The sequence below is a fragment of the Caldicellulosiruptor acetigenus genome (assembly GCF_026914305.1).
Lineage (GTDB): Bacteria > Bacillota > Thermoanaerobacteria > Caldicellulosiruptorales > Caldicellulosiruptoraceae > Caldicellulosiruptor > Caldicellulosiruptor acetigenus.
On record NZ_CP113866.1, the window covers coordinates 1,729,041 to 1,745,083 of the forward strand.

Here is a 16,043-nt window from a genome sequence, read left to right on the forward strand (position 1 = left end):
CGGGATAGGGTGAGGAGTGGCTCAATCCCTTTTTACACAATTATATAGACTAAACTGCCCCAACACAGCCTTTTTTAAAAATTTTAGATTACAAAGATTATTAAGAAATATTCTATCACATTGTAAAAAGTTTATCTTCTTTTGCACACAAACAAAATCCTCTAAAAACAAAAACCGCCATCCTGCCACATTTACAAGTACAGATGGCGGTAAATCTTTCAAAAGTCATTTTTTGTGGTTTAATGCAACCAGAACACATGCGTTGTAAATTGGAACTATACTATTCTTCTCACATAGCTCAACAAGCTCATCACTTTCTGCTCCTGGCTGAAACCAAACATACTTTACTCCTATTTTGGCTGCTTGTTCAATATATGATTTTCCTCTTTCTGGTGCAACAACCATACTCACACAATCTATTTTCTGATTTAAATCCAGCAATGTCTTGTATACCTTGTCATCCTCAATCTCATCATACAAAGGATTTATAGCAAACACATTGTAGCCTTTCTCTTTAAGTTTTTTGAAGACCATGTATCCATATTTTTGCTTGTTCGGTGTTGCACCAACCACAGCCCAGTTTTTAAAACTTAACGCTGATGCAATAACTTCTAAATTCATATCTTTCCTCCTCATTTTCTGCTCATAATAAAGTTATAAACAACATCGAGTCTGCTATCATCAAATTCAAAGGTATCTTTCCCAATCGAAATCAAAAGTTTGTTACCCACAACGTTCATTCTCAGGTCTTCACCATATTTGTCTTTATACATTTTCTTGAGGCTGAGCATAAACTGTTTCACATTCTCTTTTCTGTATTCAAACAAGAACTCATCAACAGCATCAACAATATCGTATTCTTTTATAATCACCGGGTCACGCAATACTCCTTCTCCTCTTATTTCAACAGAGTTTGATTTTCGATCATATATAATCTTAAACTCATTAGCTTTAGTTTCGTACATCAGCTCTTTAAACCCTTCTGAAACATTGTAGGTAATGACAGAGAAGAATCTATCCGACGGATATATTATCCGGGAAATATCCACACATGCCTCAATAATATTATCTATCAAATAAGCATCCAACTTTTCTGCTAAAGCTGCCTCTTTAAATTTTATTGCAAACTCATTATAATCTTTGTAGGGAATATTAGTGAATTTGTCTTTTTCAAGCTCTTTCAAATCTTCTACGAAAAAGTAAGCAAAACCTGCGTTGCCGTTTTCAATGTCGTATTCCTCAAAGGAGTAGCCCATAACTAAAGCGTACCTTTTCATGGCTCTCCCCTCCATTCAAAAAACATTTCTTATATATTATATACCACTCAAACGCACATTTGTATTAAAAAATTTTTAAAAAATATTTTCAATCTTGAGTAAAATCATCTCCCTGACATGACGAATATAAAACTTGAGAAGACTTATCTCGCTGAGCAAAAGAGTTCTGTCTTGTTCCAAAAGATATTCTTTTATTTTTGTAAGCTCTTCGTCTATCTTATCTATTTCCTGGTGCTCAATTAGCATCGCCCAGCCTTTTTTGTATTTGCCCCACTTTTTTACAATATCAAGGTAATTTGAATTTGCAAGCTTGTAGTCGTTTTTAATAACATTTTCATACAACCCAGATAGTTCACTTTCAATCTTGTCAGCAGCACCTAATATTATATGCGTTGAAATTAGCATAAGCACAATTACTAAAATGAGAAAACCTACAACTGTAGCCCATACCTTCACTTGTTTTTTCCCTCCTTTTTTTGGACAAACCAGTTACCTTCAGGGTCAATGCAGGCAAAGAAAACATCCTGGATATTATCAACTCCTCTTTTTTTAATCTCTGTCAGAACTTGTTCTAATGTTAAATTGGCATACTTTAAAGACTCCTCTTTTATCTTGCCATCGACAATTACACTTATAGGAATTCCTTCATACTTTGTTGGTATTCCTAAATCAGCAGGAGTAACGTATCTTTTTTGAGATTTCGGAATCACAGATATATCTCCATCAGTTTCCAGTATAGCGTATTCTATATCATGAATGTTGAAAAACCCTTTTATTCTCAACTGTTCCATAAGGTCGTTCAAGCTATACTGTGTCTTTCTCAGTGCATCTTCTAAAATCCTGCCTTTTGCTATCAAAATTGTAGGACTTCCGCACACAAGCCTTTTTATAAAATCAGATTTCAAGCTTCCAAATGTAATTAATGTTTGCAAAAATAAAAGGGTTAAAATAGGAATGATACCATTTATGAGAGGTACACCGGTGTTTTGCATTGGAACAGCCGCAAGTTCAGAAATCATTATAGTAATGACAAGTTCAAATGGCTGAAGTTCGCCCATCTGTCTTTTTCCCATAAGTCTCATAACCAACACAACCAATACATACAAGATTAACGTTCTAATAAAAATGGTTATAACCATAAAAATACCCCTTTCTTTGGAATTTCTATTTGCTATCTTTTCCAAAGAGAAGGGGTTTTATTCTCAACTTTATTTTTTGCGTTTTCTGTACATTGCTTTCCTTGTCCATTTCATGCTGGGTTTGCAAAATCCAATTGTAATCAGATATTTCTTAAAAAGTTGGGGTTTTGAAGCAAAATAACCTTCGCTTTTACCTCTTTCAATCAACTTTATCAGATAGAAGATTTTTCTTTTTTCTATTCCTTCATAGATTAAAAAACTCATCCTTCTTTTTAAATGTATGTTATTACTATATTCCAGGATTATTTCAAATATCTTGTAAGCACTTTTTAACTCATGAGAATTTAAAAGGTGAAAAAATAGAGAAACAATAAGCTCAAAAATCCCTGTTAAATACTTATCTTCACTTTTTATTTGTGATAAAATCCTGAGGGCTTCATCATTTGCGAGTATAGGTTCTAAAAGATTATAGTTAAACTGAAAAGGGTAACTCTTAAGAAACTCCTTCAAAATTAAAAGTTTTTCATCGACTTTATCTTTATTGTTCTCCTGTAAATCTCTTTTCAAGCCTTTTAATAGTGCATTGAGAAAATTGATGGGATAGCTGTTTTTATACAATTTCAAAAAATAGACAATGACTATGACTATGTCTGCGACAGAAAGCACAATTGAAAAGTTTATCCCTTTTGTTATCCACTTGTATGAAACTCCTACTGTATTTACTACCGACAGCATGAACATAATATGCAAAGTTGTAAGCAGCATAGTCAAAACAAGCATATCATTTAAACAGAGAGAAAATATAAAAGAGCAAACCTTTTGAGAATATTTTGCTCTGAGAACTCTCAGCACAAATGAAATGGTAATTGTAGCTCCAAAATAAACAAATATTTGCAGAGCAAAAAGCCATGTAAGTAATCTATTTGCACTGAGTTTGTCGTAAGAAACTGTAGGAGACAACAAATAAATAACTCCAACAAGCAAAATAGAGGAAAGCAGCTGCTTCCCCCTACCTGTCTTAATCTTCTTTATCATTTTACTTTCAGCCTCTCAAATCAAATATGCGTTTTGTCTTCTTTTCGCTTCGAGGAAGTTCACCTATCCTGCACAAAATGACCTCAGGCGATACTCCTATCTTATTTTTAAACTCATGAGAGATTAACTCTTTCATCTCAGAAGTAAAATATTCATCTTTAACCTCAACCTTTAATGTAAGTTTATCCCTGTAATCAATCCTCTCTATAATCACTTGATATTCACTTCCAACACCATCTATATCCTTCAAAAATGTATCTATCTGAGCAGGGAAGATATTAACACCTTTGACCTTTACCATATCATCAGTTCTGCCAACAATCCTGTCAATACGTGGATACTTAGACCCACAGCTGCACTCACCCGGAATTTTTCGTGTAATGTCTCTTGTTCTGTATCTTATAAGAGGAGCACCTTCTTTTTTCAAGGTGGTAATGACAAGTTCACCAAACTCTCCATCAGGAACATTTTCTCCTGTTTGAGGGTCAATTATTTCAAAATATAGAAAATCATCAAAATAATGAAGGCCTGTATGTTTATCGCAATCTATTGCAATTCCCGGTCCGTAAATCTCTGTCAGCCCATAAATATCAAAACTCTCTATACCCAGATACTCCTCAATAGTTTTTCGCTGTTTTTCTCCCCATCTTTCAGAACCAAATATCCCAACTTTCAAATGTATCTTGTCTTTTAACCCTCTTTTAACTACCTCTTCAGCAAGCAAAAGCCCATAAGATGAAGTTGCAACAATTACTGTTGATTTTAAATCCACCATCATCTGAAGCTGTTTTTCAGTATTTCCTGGCCCCATAGGAATTGTCATTGCACCCAGAAACTCAGCACCAAGCTGAAACCCAATACCTGCTGTCCACAGCCCGTATCCAGGGGTTATCTGAATCCTATCAAGCTCTGTGACACCTGCCAACTGATAACACCTTTTCATCATTTCCTTCCAGTCATCAACATCTTTTTGAGTGTAAGGAATGATTACTGGCATTCCGGTTGTACCTGAAGAAGAGTGGATTCTTACAACCTTTTTCTCATCCACAGCCATAAGCCCTAAGGGATAAGCATCTCTTAATTCTTCTTTTGTTGTAAATGGAAGTTTTTTGATATCATCTAAATCCTGTATTTCGTCCAGCTTTACCCCTGCTTCCTTGAATTTTTTCTGATAAAACGGGCTGTTTTTAAAGACATTTTCAAGCTGTTGTAAGAAAAGTTCCTTTACATTTTCTCTCATCTCAACACTTTCCATAACCTCTTCTCCTCTCTTCTTTTCTCTTCTTAATTTGATTGCTAATATATAAGATTTTAATATCTTTCATAAATCTTTTCAACTAAAATTTTATTCATTTCGTACATTTTTGGGGTCAAAACCTGCTCCAAAGCTCTCAAAATCTCTTCTTTCGAAAAAGGTAAAATTCCTTCTTTACATATCAAAGCGAGCATTGTTATATTTTCTGCTTTTGGCATATTCAACTCAAAAGCAATGTCATGGGCATTTATTACATTCAATTTCGAAAAGTTTTCCTCAAAAAATTTGAGTATTTGCTGCTTTTTTAAATCAGAATTTTTAGGTCTTACAAACCTGTTATTTAGAACAATCACAGAATCTTTATTTACCTTATTAACATTTCTTGCAGCTTCACTCATCTCAAGTCCTATTAAAATGTCAGCCTTGCCATCTGGTACAATTGGTCCTACATCATCTCCTACCCTGATATAACTCACAACAGAACCGCCTCTTTGGCTCATTCCAATGTTCTCAGCTGACTTTACATCAAAGCCTCTATTCATGAAAAGCTGACAGACCACCCTTGAGAGCAGGATATTCCCCTGCCCACCTATTCCCGCTATTATAATATCATTCATTTTACCATCACCTTTTCAATTGCAGAATACCGACAAAAATTCTTGCACAGTCCGCAACCATTGCATAAAGTTGAATCTATAAAGATATTACCATTTTCATCCTCATCTATTGCCGGACAACCTGTCACTTTCAAGCACGCTCTGCACTTCGAACAGTTCTTATTTATTTTAAAGTAGCTTTCTCTTGATTTTAGGTTGGCACATTCTCTTCGAAAGACTATCACCCCAAGTTCCTCGTCATTTAAAAATTCTCTGACTTTGTCTACATTTTCTGTGAAATCTGAGTAAGGGTCAATCAGCAAAATTCTTTCAACACCTATTCCTTTTACAATACTTTCAATGCTTACTTTTCTCCCTTCTTCCCCATAAATCTTCTTGCCAGTCCCAGGATGAGGTTGAAACCCTGTCATGCCAGTTGTCAGATTGTCCAAAATGCATATGGTTATATTGTGCCTATTGTAGTAGCTATTTACAAGACCTGTAATGCCGCTGTGGAAAAAGGTTGAATCTCCTATAAATGCAATGACCCTTTTTGAACTATCTGCAATATTAAGACCTTGTGCCATTGTAATGCTTGCTCCCATACAAAGGCAGGTGTCTGTTGTTGTAATAGGCTTAGCAAACCCAAGTGTGTAGCAGCCAATATCTCCTGTGAAGATTATATCTTTGTCTTTAGTTGCATTTTTTACAATCAAAAAAGAGCTTCTGTGAGGACACCCAGCACAAAATTGTGCCTGCCTTTTTGGAATTTGAAGAACATCCGTAAATGTATTTTTCGCTAAAAATCGCTTGTCAGAAAGTACCTTGTAAAAGATGTACTTTACCTTGTCAACATCTAGTTCACCTGCAAACGGAACATAACCATTTCGTTTTCCGTATGTAGAGATGATTCTGCCATTTTCGAAAAGTATTAGTTTTACTTCTTCTTCCAAAACTGGGTCAAGCTCTTCTATGAATATTAGCATTTCTTTGTCCTTTGCAAATTCTAATATAAATCCTTCATCTAACGGATGTGCAACTGTAATCTTTAAGATCGAAAACAAATCCTCAAAACCTTTTATTGCTTCTTTGACATAAAAATATGAAACCCCACCTGTTACAATCCCTATTTTTCCCCTACCTTCAACTTTGTTGTAAGCAGAAAGTTCTTTTTTCATGTCCTGAAGTTTTTGCTCAAGTTCCATATGTTTTATGTACGAAAGTGCCGGTAAAATAACCCAGTCTGGCTTTTTCTCGAATCCTTTTATCTTCCTTTTTTCTCTTTTGAACTCAAACTCAATCGACTGGTTGGAATGACAAACTCGTGTTGTCATCCGAAAAAGCACAGGCAATTTGTACTTTTCTGAAATCTCAAAAGCAGGTTTTATGAGCTCAAATGCCTCTTTTGGAGAAGAAGGGTCAAAAACTGGCAGGTTGCAAAATCTTGCAAAGTTTCGTGTGTCCTGTTCTGTCTGAGAAGAATGCGGGCCAGGGTCATCTGCCACAAACACTATAAGTCCGCCTTCTACACCTACAACCGAAAGGGACAGAAGAGGGTCTGCCGCAACGTTCAAACCTACCTGCTTCATAGTAGCCACACTTCTTGCACCTGAAAGGCTTGCACCTGCTGCTATTTCAAGTGCTACTTTTTCGTTTGTCGACCATTCCACATAAAAATCATCATCTTGAAAGTTTTTCAAAGTCTCTATTACCTCTGTTGAAGGCGTACCTGGATACCCAACGGCAACATTCACACCATTTATAAAAAGAGAATATGCCACAGCTTCGTTCCCCATCAAGACTTTTTTCATAATTTTATTTCTCACCCTTTCTGCACAAAGCTGATTTGTACTCTATTATACAGCAATTTTTGTTCAATTTAAAATCATTTTTAAGATTAAAACTATATTCATTTGTAAAAAATACTAAGTAGAATATTTTAAACAAAGGTGAAAACAATGAAAGATGACCTTCATATAAACAAACGCAGATTTGCTCATTTTAAAAATCTTGTCGAAAATTATACCCGCACCAAACGTCATCTTGAAGAGTTTGGCGAGATTTTGCCATACGAAAAGATTCAACAGATTATTCAAAAGCAAAGGCGAAGAGAAGAGCAAATAGAAAATATCCAGAAAGCAATACTAAACGAACATGACAGAGAAAATGAGGTCAGAAGCTTAGTTAAAAACTATCTCTATACAGAAGGGTATTTGAAACATTACAGAGATAAGTTACCAAAGCATATCTTGAATAACATGTTAAAAAAGCAGGCTTTCAGAAAAATCCAGCTGGAAAATTTAATAAAAAAGGTTGATGAAGAAAAGTAAAGAATAAGGCTGCAAAGAATTATCAAAACTAATTATAGAAATATTTAAAAAAGGAGTTGAAACAAGATGAAGGCAACAGGGATTGTAAGAAGAATTGACGATTTGGGAAGGGTTGTAATCCCGAAAGAAATAAGAAGAACTCTTAAAATCAGAGAAGGTGACCCGCTTGAAATATATACCGATAACGAAGGTGAGGTTATCTTAAAGAAATATTCACCAATTGGTGAAATGGGGGCATTTGCCAAAGAATATGCCGAAACTCTTCACCAGGTGAGTGGTCATATCATAATTATCACTGACAGGGATAGAGTAATAGCTGTTGCAGGTGCTTCTAAAAAGGATTATATGGATAAGCCTTTGAGCCAAGAACTGGAAAGAGTTATGGAAGAAAATACTATTGTTGTTGTGAAATCTGAAAATGATATGAGCAGCATACCAATTGTCGAAGGCGACACAACAAGATATACTGCTCAGATAGTAAGTCCTATACTTTCCGAAGGAAGTGTAATCGGCAGCGTGATTATGTGTTCAACACAGTCACATGTTGTTATGGGTGACTCAGAGTACAAGCTTGTTCAAGCTGCAACATCTTTTTTCGGAAAACAGCTTGAACAGTAGTTGTTTTTGACAAAATTTTGAGGTTAAACTGTAGGTTTTTAAACCTACAGTTTTTTTTAATGAAATATTGGAGTATAATAAACTGTGTAAAAAAAAAATTAATTTAATACAACGTAAACAATGCAACATGTTGGGGGTCATTAGATGTTCAAATTAAACGCAGACTTGACATCAGACAATTCATTGCGCAAGAGTCTCAATTTTGTAATACTTGGCATCACATTTGGCATAGTTTTTTTCAATGTAACAACAGGGTCACCAGTTGCTGGATTTGCAAAGGCAATAGGATTTGGCGATCTGATGTATGGTGTGATGCTTGCACTGCCAGTGCTTGGTGGTGTGGCGCAAGTTTTTGCCTCTTATTTTCTTGAAAAATCAAAAAAAAGAAAGCTCATATTTTTAATAAGCGGATTTCTTCACAGACTACCATGGGCATTGATTGCCATTTTACCACTAATTTTAGGAAAAGGTTCGTATATTCTGCTATTTTTCTTGATATTATTGATGACAATATCTTCGATTTCTAACTCGTTCACAAACGTTTCTTTCTGGTCGTGGATAAATGACTTAGTTCCAATGCACATAAGAGGCAGGTTCTTTTCAAGAAGAGCAACAATTTCCACTATTGTGGGAATGCTCAGCGGACTTGCCATTGGTAAATTTCTGGATATGTACAATAGTCTTTTAGGATTTTCTATAGTTTTTGTGTTTGCAGCCATAATGGGAATGCTTGATATAGCTTGTTTCTTCTTTGTAAAAGATATTCCTATGAAGGCCCAGGAACAACAAACTGATTTGAAGAAAATGTTTGTTTCTACTCTCGAAAACCATCACTTTAAAAAATTTATGGTCTTTTTTGTAATCTGGAACTTTGGTCTTAGCATTGCAGGCCCATATTTTAATATGTACATGATAAAAGACCTCAAGATGAGTTATTTTGACATTATTCTTCTGACACAGATTGTAAGCAACATTGTAACCATACTTACACTGCCATACATAGGAAGAGTTGTAGACAAAATAGGCAACAGACCAATGCTCCTTTTTGCAGCAAGTCTTTTGTCTTTGTTGCCTATTGTGTGGTGTTTCACTAATGAAAACAATTACAAGTACTTAGTGACTATAATAAGCATATTTGCGGGACTGTTGTGGCCTATAATTGATATGAGCAATAACAATTTAATCTTGAAATTATCCGACCAGACTCAAACATCTATGTATGTTGGTGTTATAAACATGTTCAATGCAATATTTGGAACAGCTATTCCAATTGTACTTGGAGGCTACCTTATAGAAGATATCGCACCGTACATTGTTACCTTTTTCAAAAATTACATGCATTTTGACATAGCTACGTACCATGTCGCATTTTTTGTATCAGGCTTTTTGAGATTTTTAGCTGTGATTTATCTTAAAAAGAACGTAAAGGAACCTGGTGCAAAAAGCCTCAAGAATGTTATTAAAAGTAAAATAAAAAGAGCGTAAAACATACAAAATGCAAAAATGCCCAAAGCTTTATTATGCTTTGGGCATTTTTTGAATTATCTTTTTTTGATGTGCGACCAGGTCTGTAAGCCGAGTTCTGTCGAGAACGGCTATTTCTCTTTGGGTCTGACGTTGCCATCAGACCTCTTGCGACCAACCCGGGAACGCAGCGGGCCACTGCATTGTTCCCCTATTTGGTCTTGCTCCGGGTGGGGTTTGCACAGCCAGTCAGTCGCCTGACTGCTGGTGAGCTCTTACCTCACCTTTTCACCCTTACCATCCATGCAAAAATGGATGGCGGTTCTTTTCTGTTGCACTTTCCTTGGAGTCGCCTCCACTGGGTGTTACCCAGCACCCTGCCCTGTGGAGCTCGGACTTTCCTCACAAGGGAAACTACCCTTGCGCAGCCGTTCGACCTGCTCGCATATTCTATTATAAATTTTATTTAAATTATGTCAACTGCTACTTTTCTCTGTTTATCAAATAATTGGTAAGTTCTATAAGAAGTTCTGAATTGTCATACTTTTGTATCACATCTATGGCTTTCTGAGAATAATGTTCAACAAGCTGCTGTGCTTTTTCCAAACCATAAAATGTTACAAAGGTATTCTTCTTTTCCTTTATATCCTTTCCTATACTCTTGCCCACTTTTTTACTGTCACCGATAACATCCAAAATATCATCTCTTATTTGAAAGGCAAGACCAAGATTTTTCCCAAATTCCTCCATATCAGACACAACATCATTTTCTGCACCTGCCACAAGAGCTCCGCATACACACGATGCTTGAATCAATCTTGAAGTTTTCCTCAAGTGCATCTCAAACAAAAGTTCTTCACTTTTAATATCCTGTCCAGAATTTGTTATATCAATAACCTGACCGCCTATCATACCTTCAACGCCAGATGCCCAGAAAAGGTATTTTGCTGCTTTTACTAAATTTTTTTCACAACCACAGCGCAATATCCATTCCATACAAACTTCTGCTGCCAAATTTAAGAGCGCATCACCCGCCAAAATGGCTATCGCTTCGCCAAACACAACATGATTTGTAGGTTTCCCCCTGCGCAGAACATCATTGTCCATTGCCGGCAAGTCGTCGTGAATGAGAGAATAAGTGTGAATAAGCTCTATCGCAGATGCTATATCCAAAATCTTTTGGTCTACTTCCTGGTCCTTTGAAAGCATTTGATATGAAAGCAAACACAGCAAAGGTCTGAGCCTTTTTCCCCCTGCAAAAACGCTGTATCGCATAGCCTGATATATTATTTCTGGGGACCTTTCTGCTAAAATTTTTTCTAAATGCTCTTCTACTTTTTTCTGTGAAAGGTTTATATACTCCTCTAATTTCCTGCTTATCATTCCTTCTGCCCTAAGCCTCCATAAATATCATCGGTAATGTCATCTTGAATGTATTCTCCATTTAGTTTTTCAATTAACACTACTCTCTTTTCCACGCTGCGGAGTATATCATTGCAAACCTTTGTAAGCCTAATTCCCTCTTCGTAAAGCTTTATAGCCTCTTCAAGAGAAAGATTGCCATCTTCCAAGTTCTTTACAATCTCTTCTAATCTTTTCATCGCATCTTCAAATTTTATATCTTTTTGCAGTTCACACATCACTTTCAGCTCCTTCTTGCTTGAAAAACACCTTAGATTTTATTATACCATCTGAAAGCTGAGTAACTATCTCATCTCCATTATTTACCTGCGAAATGGTGGTCAAAATCTTAGAATTATGTAATGTTATAGAATATCCCCTCTTTAAAACATTCAGGGGATTTAGGGCAATTAACTTTTCCAGATTGACCTTATATGCAAACTCTTTTTGCTGAAAAATCTTCTTGAAAGCTTCCCCAAGCCTTCTGCTACAATTATCAAAATTTGTTCTCGCAACCGAAAGCCTTGATTCAGGATTCCTATCCGCCAATCTCTTCTCAAAATTCTTTAAATTCCTATGAGATTCATGAAGCTTTTTATTGATTGCAAAAGAAAGTTTGTGAGAATACAAATCAATATCCTGTGCACGTTTTGCGATGGTATTCGCAGGCGAATTTTGGTATAATTTATATTGAAGTATTCCTACTTTCTCTTTGACCATATTTAATATCTTTTCCATCGCACTTTTCATTCTCTTTTGATATTCATTTAGCTTCTCCAGTGCCTGGTTCTGAAAACTTACCACTATTTCGCCTGCATTGGTGGGAGTTATAGCCCTCATGTCCGCAACAAAGTCACTCAAAACATAGTCCCTCTCATGCCCTACCGCCGATATAACAGGAATTTTAGATTCAAATATCTTTCTAACAACCATCTCACTGTTGAACGCCATTAAATCTTCAAATGCGCCGCCACCACGTCCAACAATAATAACCTCGACAGGCTCTGCTGTGTTGAAATATTCTATCCCCTCGCAAATCTCATATGGAGCGTTTTGTCCCTGAACTGAACAGCTGTAAATATATACCTGAATGTTTTCAAACCGGGTGTAAATTGTATTAAGAATGTCCCTGACTGCCGCACCATTTTTTGAGGTCACTATTCCTACTTTTTTGGGATAGCGCGGTATTTCTTTTTTGTATTTTGAATCAAAGAGTCCTTCCTGTCTTAGCTTTTCTTCAAGCTGCTTTAATTTTACAAACAGCTCTCCAAGTCCTATATCAGTGATTTCGCTTACCTTTAGCTCAATTATCCCTTCTTTTTCATAAAAAATGACATTGCCCTTTACGAGTACTTTAGAACCATGCTTTATCTCTACACTTTTGTCAAACCAAAAAAATACGCATTTTATCTTTGCATCATATTCTAAATCCTTCAGCTCAAAATAAAGATGCTCGCCTGAAACTGAAGGTTTTATAACTTCACCTTTTAGGTATATGTTCTTCAAAAGCACATCCATTTCAACTTTCTTTTTTAAATAGCTTGTAAGCTCATAAACGCTCCATTCTTTCTTGGAGACTATATTGTTTATCATCATGATTTCTGGCCTCTTTTCACCTCATTTGCAGCAATCCTGCCAAGTATGCCATTTACAAAGCTTGGTGCCTTTTCTATCCCAAATATGCTTGCCATGTCAACAGCCTCGTCAATTGCAACAGACACAGGAACATCTTCTTCAAACAAAAGCTCATACACAGCTATCCTCATAAGTTCAAGCTCAACCATGGGAAGCCTGCTAAGTGGCCAGTCTTTTGAGTACTTTTCAATAAGATTATCTATTCTCTGCTGGTTTTGAATAACCCCTTTTAATAATCTTTCAAGATACTTCTCATCTATGTCTTTGAAATCTTCATCTTGATTTAATTCTCTAAACTTTTTGTAAAATTCCATTATGTCTTGTTGCCCATCTTCAAATCTGTAGGCATACAAAATCTTCATACTGAGTTCTCTTGTCTTCCTTCTTCTGTGCATTTTATTTCATTTTCAACCCCTTTTTTACCATGGTAAGTGTTTGTCTAAAAACTCAATTAGTTTTTTCTTTTCAAAATATCGTCCGCCTATAAATATTCCAACCGCTATGCAAACGAATATAAACAGTGTTTTAAAAAAACCAAAAATTAGAACAAATATAGCAAATACAAGACCAATCAGCCCGCCTATTACTTCTCCTATGTGTTTTATTAAAAACTCTTTCAACAAATCCATTTTAACACCCCTACCTCAAATGAGTGATAGGTACTTGCGGGGCAACTATGTCTTTGACATGAAAGTTAATGGCCTTCACTGGAATGCCTATCGCCACTTCCACATGACTCTTTATAGCATTTTGAACCTCTTTTGTCAACTCAGGCACATTGACATCGTTTGTGACAATAGCATCAATGTAATATATAACGCCACTTTCGTCAAACTCTATCTCAATCGAGGCATCTTTTATTCCCTTTATATCCTTTACTGCATTGTACCCTGCCGACTCAAATGTTTTTGGTGATATTAAAAGATTTCCAAACTCGTTTGTGTGAATTATCCCAAGTCTTGCTTTTTTCTTTTTAACACCAATAAACATGACCGAAAAGCCCATTATTATCAGAAGTAGCGGTATGATGGCATATATGGGTGTGTTCATATAATTATATACCGCAGCCTGGATTGTATCTACGTCAAAGATGTTGAGTGGAAGCAAAATAGCAATTACTGAAAGAAAAATTACAATTAATGTAAAAATGGTCAAAAGTATTCTCTCACCGATTTTCATTTGAATCTTTCCTCCTCACAAAAATGAGAGTAAATCTCTGCTGCCCAGAGATTTACTCTGCCACCTCTTCTTTTTGCTCTTCTTTTTCAAACTTTATTCCCTGAACATGTATGTTGACTTCAACAACTTTCAAGCCTGTCATACTCTCAACAGCACTCTTTACTCTCTCCTGAATCTCCCATGCGACCTCTGGAATTCTGACACCATACTCTACAGTTATGTAGATGTCAATTGCCGCTTCCTTTTCTCCTACCTGAACTTTTACACCTTTTGCCAAGTTCTTTTTACCTAGAGCTTCTGTAATATTGCCTGTCCAAGACCCAACCATTGATGCAACGCCTTTTACTTCAGAGGCTGCAACAGCTGCAATTATAGCCACAACTTCTTCAGCAATCTTTACAACCCCACCCATTGTTTCACCAATAGTGTTTTCTGACATATTAAAATACCTCCTCAATCTTTAAAAAGAATTTTCATTCTATGTTTATATTATACCCTATACTTTTTTGTTTTAACAACATCAGTTAATTTAAGTTTTTACTTTGAGACACTCTTATCTTGCTAAAATCTACTTTGAACACGTTCATTATCACATTCTGAATCTGAATTAGCTCTTTCTTTTCAAGTTTCTTTTGTACCACAACATATATTGTATTATCTGTATAAAACACTGCACACTCTCCCAAACCTTTGGAACTTAGAACATTTTCGCATGTCATTTCCTTGTTGCTAATATCGATAATTTGGGCTATCTTATCATCAATCTTTTTCTGAACATTTGCATCATCTTGGCTATTTAAAAGAGACTTTAAAAGGTTTATCTCTTTAGAACGTTCTATTTCTCTTTTTAGCTTCATTTCATCAATTGTACCTTCTTCAGCATTGCTTTCATTTTTGTGTACAGTCGGGTTACTTACTTCAATTACAGAAGGGTTTATCTTCTTTTTACTCCCAAGCTCCACTCTTGAATTTATAATTCCTGCTACTATAAGCAAAACGACAAGTGATATTATCATCAGCTGTCTTTTGCTGTAGACTTTTATAAATATTTTCTTGTTCACTTAACAAACACCTCCACTTTATCAGGAGTTATACCAAGCACAGTTGATGCAGCCTTAACAAGGCCTATATATACCTTCTTATCCCTTGCTCCTTTGGAGACTATAGCCACTCCTCTGACTTTTGGGTATATTTTCTTTACCACAAAAGGTTTTGATTCACCTTGCTGTTGCAACACCACCACTTTGCAATCTATCTCTTCTTCAGAAATGGTTGTATTCTGGTTTTGTTTTTCATTTCGCCTGTTCTCTCTTTTTTCTGTGGCAAGCACATACTCATAGCAGTCGTCAAAAGTTATCATCACTGAAACATCTCTTGTTGGGTCTATTTCTTTTAATATACCCTCAAGTTTTTTCTCAATTAGCTGTTCATACTGCTGCCCATCCTCTTGAATTTCTTGTTGTTTTATAGTAGCACTTGTTTGTTTTGAAGATATAGAAAAGTTTGCAGAAACTACAAGAAGAAATATTCCACATACTCCCAAAAAGATAATCAAATCTTTGTTTTTCATAACATTTTCAAGCAAATTTTTTATCCTTCTCAAATCAGCCATTTTTCTTCACCTCAGCTTTTGGAAATAGATTTTATCCTTGCGCACATGATATTTGTTTGAAATTGTTTCAACCACCTTACCATCATACTCACCTTCAATTTTTATCTCATAAACCTTTCCAAAATCAGGTGAATCCATATTTTCATAGATGTGCATTTCAACAATCTGTATCTTTTTCCCACATATATCTCTTACATTATCCTCAATTTCATCTTTCAATTTGCTTTTATACTCTTGTACAAGAGCTTGTCTGTAGATGTCTTGAGAGTAAATTCCCTGCTGGTTGAATTCACTCTCTATCCTCTGAAGGCTTTTCTGAAATTCAAACTTTAAAAAATCAGAGTTTTCGACAATGGGCGCTATTAATACCATGCTTACTGTCAGTCCTAAAAAAACATTTATGTATTTTCTGTAACTTTCATTTACTAAATTTTCAATTAAAATTGCAATTATTACTATATAAAATAGAGAGAGGGCAATCTCGTTGAGAATCTCCTGCATA

The 16,043-nt window shown here is 35.6% G+C and carries 21 protein-coding genes and 1 other RNA gene; 3 read left to right on the forward strand and 19 right to left on the reverse strand.

Annotation, left to right across the window (positions count from 1 at the left end; all coding sequences use genetic code 11):
* Positions 1-225: 225 nt before the first annotated feature.
* The 8 genes from OTK01_RS08600 to iorA all read right to left on the reverse strand — a co-directional run bounded on the left by OTK01_RS08600 (position 226) and on the right by iorA (position 7,113).
* A complete protein-coding gene (locus OTK01_RS08600; RefSeq protein ID WP_029228190.1) occupies positions 226-621 on the reverse strand; it encodes a CoA-binding protein in 396 nt (131 codons plus the stop codon).
* An 11-nt stretch (positions 622-632) separates the two neighbouring features.
* Positions 633-1,277 carry a hypothetical protein gene (locus tag OTK01_RS08605; RefSeq protein WP_013432325.1) on the reverse strand — a complete coding sequence of 215 codons (645 nt, stop codon included), beginning with the start codon at positions 1,275-1,277 and terminating at the stop codon, positions 633-635.
* Positions 1,278-1,352: 75 nt separating this feature from the next.
* Positions 1,353-1,733, reverse strand: a complete 381-nt coding sequence (locus OTK01_RS08610; RefSeq protein WP_014042015.1) for a DUF4363 family protein — start codon at positions 1,731-1,733, stop codon at positions 1,353-1,355.
* Positions 1,730-2,416 (reverse strand): YetF domain-containing protein, encoded by a 687-nt coding sequence (locus OTK01_RS08615; RefSeq protein ID WP_014042014.1) that lies wholly within the window; start codon positions 2,414-2,416, stop codon positions 1,730-1,732. Before OTK01_RS08615 ends, OTK01_RS08610 begins: the two co-directional genes overlap by 4 nt.
* Before the next feature lie 69 nt (positions 2,417-2,485).
* Positions 2,486-3,451, reverse strand: coding sequence for a hypothetical protein (locus OTK01_RS08620; protein ID WP_029228189.1), 966 nt, complete (start codon positions 3,449-3,451; stop codon positions 2,486-2,488).
* Between the two features lie 7 nt (positions 3,452-3,458).
* Positions 3,459-4,706, reverse strand: coding sequence for a phenylacetate--CoA ligase family protein (locus OTK01_RS08625; protein WP_029228188.1), 1,248 nt, complete (start codon positions 4,704-4,706; stop codon positions 3,459-3,461).
* A gap of 56 nt (positions 4,707-4,762) precedes the next feature.
* On the reverse strand, positions 4,763-5,323 hold the full coding sequence (locus tag OTK01_RS08630; RefSeq protein ID WP_029228187.1) for a 2-oxoacid:acceptor oxidoreductase family protein: 561 nt from the start codon (positions 5,321-5,323) through the stop codon (positions 4,763-4,765).
* Positions 5,320-7,113, reverse strand: a complete 1,794-nt coding sequence (gene iorA, locus OTK01_RS08635; RefSeq protein WP_029228186.1) for an indolepyruvate ferredoxin oxidoreductase subunit alpha — start codon at positions 7,111-7,113, stop codon at positions 5,320-5,322. Before iorA ends, OTK01_RS08630 begins: the two co-directional genes overlap by 4 nt.
* A gap of 147 nt (positions 7,114-7,260) precedes the next feature.
* Here iorA and OTK01_RS08640 point away from each other — a divergent pair, with 147 nt between their 5' ends.
* The 3 genes from OTK01_RS08640 to OTK01_RS08650 all read left to right on the forward strand — a co-directional run bounded on the left by OTK01_RS08640 (position 7,261) and on the right by OTK01_RS08650 (position 9,735).
* Positions 7,261-7,632, forward strand: a complete 372-nt coding sequence (locus tag OTK01_RS08640) for a hypothetical protein (protein WP_029228185.1) — start codon at positions 7,261-7,263, stop codon at positions 7,630-7,632.
* Between the two features lie 66 nt (positions 7,633-7,698).
* Positions 7,699-8,250 (forward strand): stage V sporulation protein T, encoded by a 552-nt coding sequence (gene spoVT / locus OTK01_RS08645; protein WP_029228184.1) that lies wholly within the window; start codon positions 7,699-7,701, stop codon positions 8,248-8,250.
* Between the two features lie 144 nt (positions 8,251-8,394).
* Positions 8,395-9,735, forward strand: a complete 1,341-nt coding sequence (locus tag OTK01_RS08650; RefSeq protein ID WP_029228183.1) for an MFS transporter — start codon at positions 8,395-8,397, stop codon at positions 9,733-9,735.
* A gap of 70 nt (positions 9,736-9,805) precedes the next feature.
* On the opposite strand, the gene rnpB is transcribed toward OTK01_RS08650, so the two are convergent.
* From rnpB to OTK01_RS08705, 11 genes are all read right to left on the reverse strand, one after another.
* Positions 9,806-10,158, reverse strand: an RNA gene (rnpB, locus tag OTK01_RS08655) — RNase P RNA component class A.
* 39 nt (positions 10,159-10,197) lie between these two features.
* The gene (locus OTK01_RS08660) at positions 10,198-11,097 is read right to left on the reverse strand and encodes a polyprenyl synthetase family protein (RefSeq protein WP_029228181.1); all 900 of its coding nucleotides are present in this window, start codon (positions 11,095-11,097) and stop codon (positions 10,198-10,200) included.
* Positions 11,094-11,354, reverse strand: a complete 261-nt coding sequence (gene xseB / locus OTK01_RS08665; RefSeq protein ID WP_029228180.1) for an exodeoxyribonuclease VII small subunit — start codon at positions 11,352-11,354, stop codon at positions 11,094-11,096. Before xseB ends, OTK01_RS08660 begins: the two co-directional genes overlap by 4 nt.
* Entirely contained in the window at positions 11,347-12,711 is a 1,365-nt protein-coding gene (gene xseA, locus OTK01_RS08670) for an exodeoxyribonuclease VII large subunit (protein ID WP_029228179.1), read from the reverse strand. Before xseA ends, xseB begins: the two co-directional genes overlap by 8 nt.
* Positions 12,708-13,145 carry a transcription antitermination factor NusB gene (gene nusB, locus OTK01_RS08675; protein ID WP_083789043.1) on the reverse strand — a complete coding sequence of 146 codons (438 nt, stop codon included), beginning with the start codon at positions 13,143-13,145 and terminating at the stop codon, positions 12,708-12,710. Before nusB ends, xseA begins: the two co-directional genes overlap by 4 nt.
* Positions 13,146-13,169: 24 nt before the next feature.
* Positions 13,170-13,379, reverse strand: a complete 210-nt coding sequence (locus OTK01_RS08680; protein WP_013432311.1) for a DUF2273 domain-containing protein — start codon at positions 13,377-13,379, stop codon at positions 13,170-13,172.
* 10 nt (positions 13,380-13,389) lie between these two features.
* Positions 13,390-13,929: an alkaline shock response membrane anchor protein AmaP gene (gene amaP, locus OTK01_RS08685; protein WP_029228178.1), complete on the reverse strand. Its 540-nt coding sequence runs from the start codon at positions 13,927-13,929 to the stop codon at positions 13,390-13,392.
* 52 nt (positions 13,930-13,981) lie between these two features.
* On the reverse strand, positions 13,982-14,368 hold the full coding sequence (locus OTK01_RS08690; protein ID WP_013411746.1) for an Asp23/Gls24 family envelope stress response protein: 387 nt from the start codon (positions 14,366-14,368) through the stop codon (positions 13,982-13,984).
* 85 nt (positions 14,369-14,453) lie between these two features.
* Positions 14,454-14,990 (reverse strand): SpoIIIAH-like family protein, encoded by a 537-nt coding sequence (locus tag OTK01_RS08695; RefSeq protein WP_029228177.1) that lies wholly within the window; start codon positions 14,988-14,990, stop codon positions 14,454-14,456.
* On the reverse strand, positions 14,987-15,541 hold the full coding sequence (locus OTK01_RS08700; RefSeq protein WP_029228176.1) for a hypothetical protein: 555 nt from the start codon (positions 15,539-15,541) through the stop codon (positions 14,987-14,989). Before OTK01_RS08700 ends, OTK01_RS08695 begins: the two co-directional genes overlap by 4 nt.
* Positions 15,542-15,547: 6 nt before the next feature.
* The gene (locus tag OTK01_RS08705; protein WP_029228175.1) at positions 15,548-16,042 is read right to left on the reverse strand and encodes a stage III sporulation protein AF; all 495 of its coding nucleotides are present in this window, start codon (positions 16,040-16,042) and stop codon (positions 15,548-15,550) included.
* Position 16,043 lies beyond the last annotated feature (1 nt).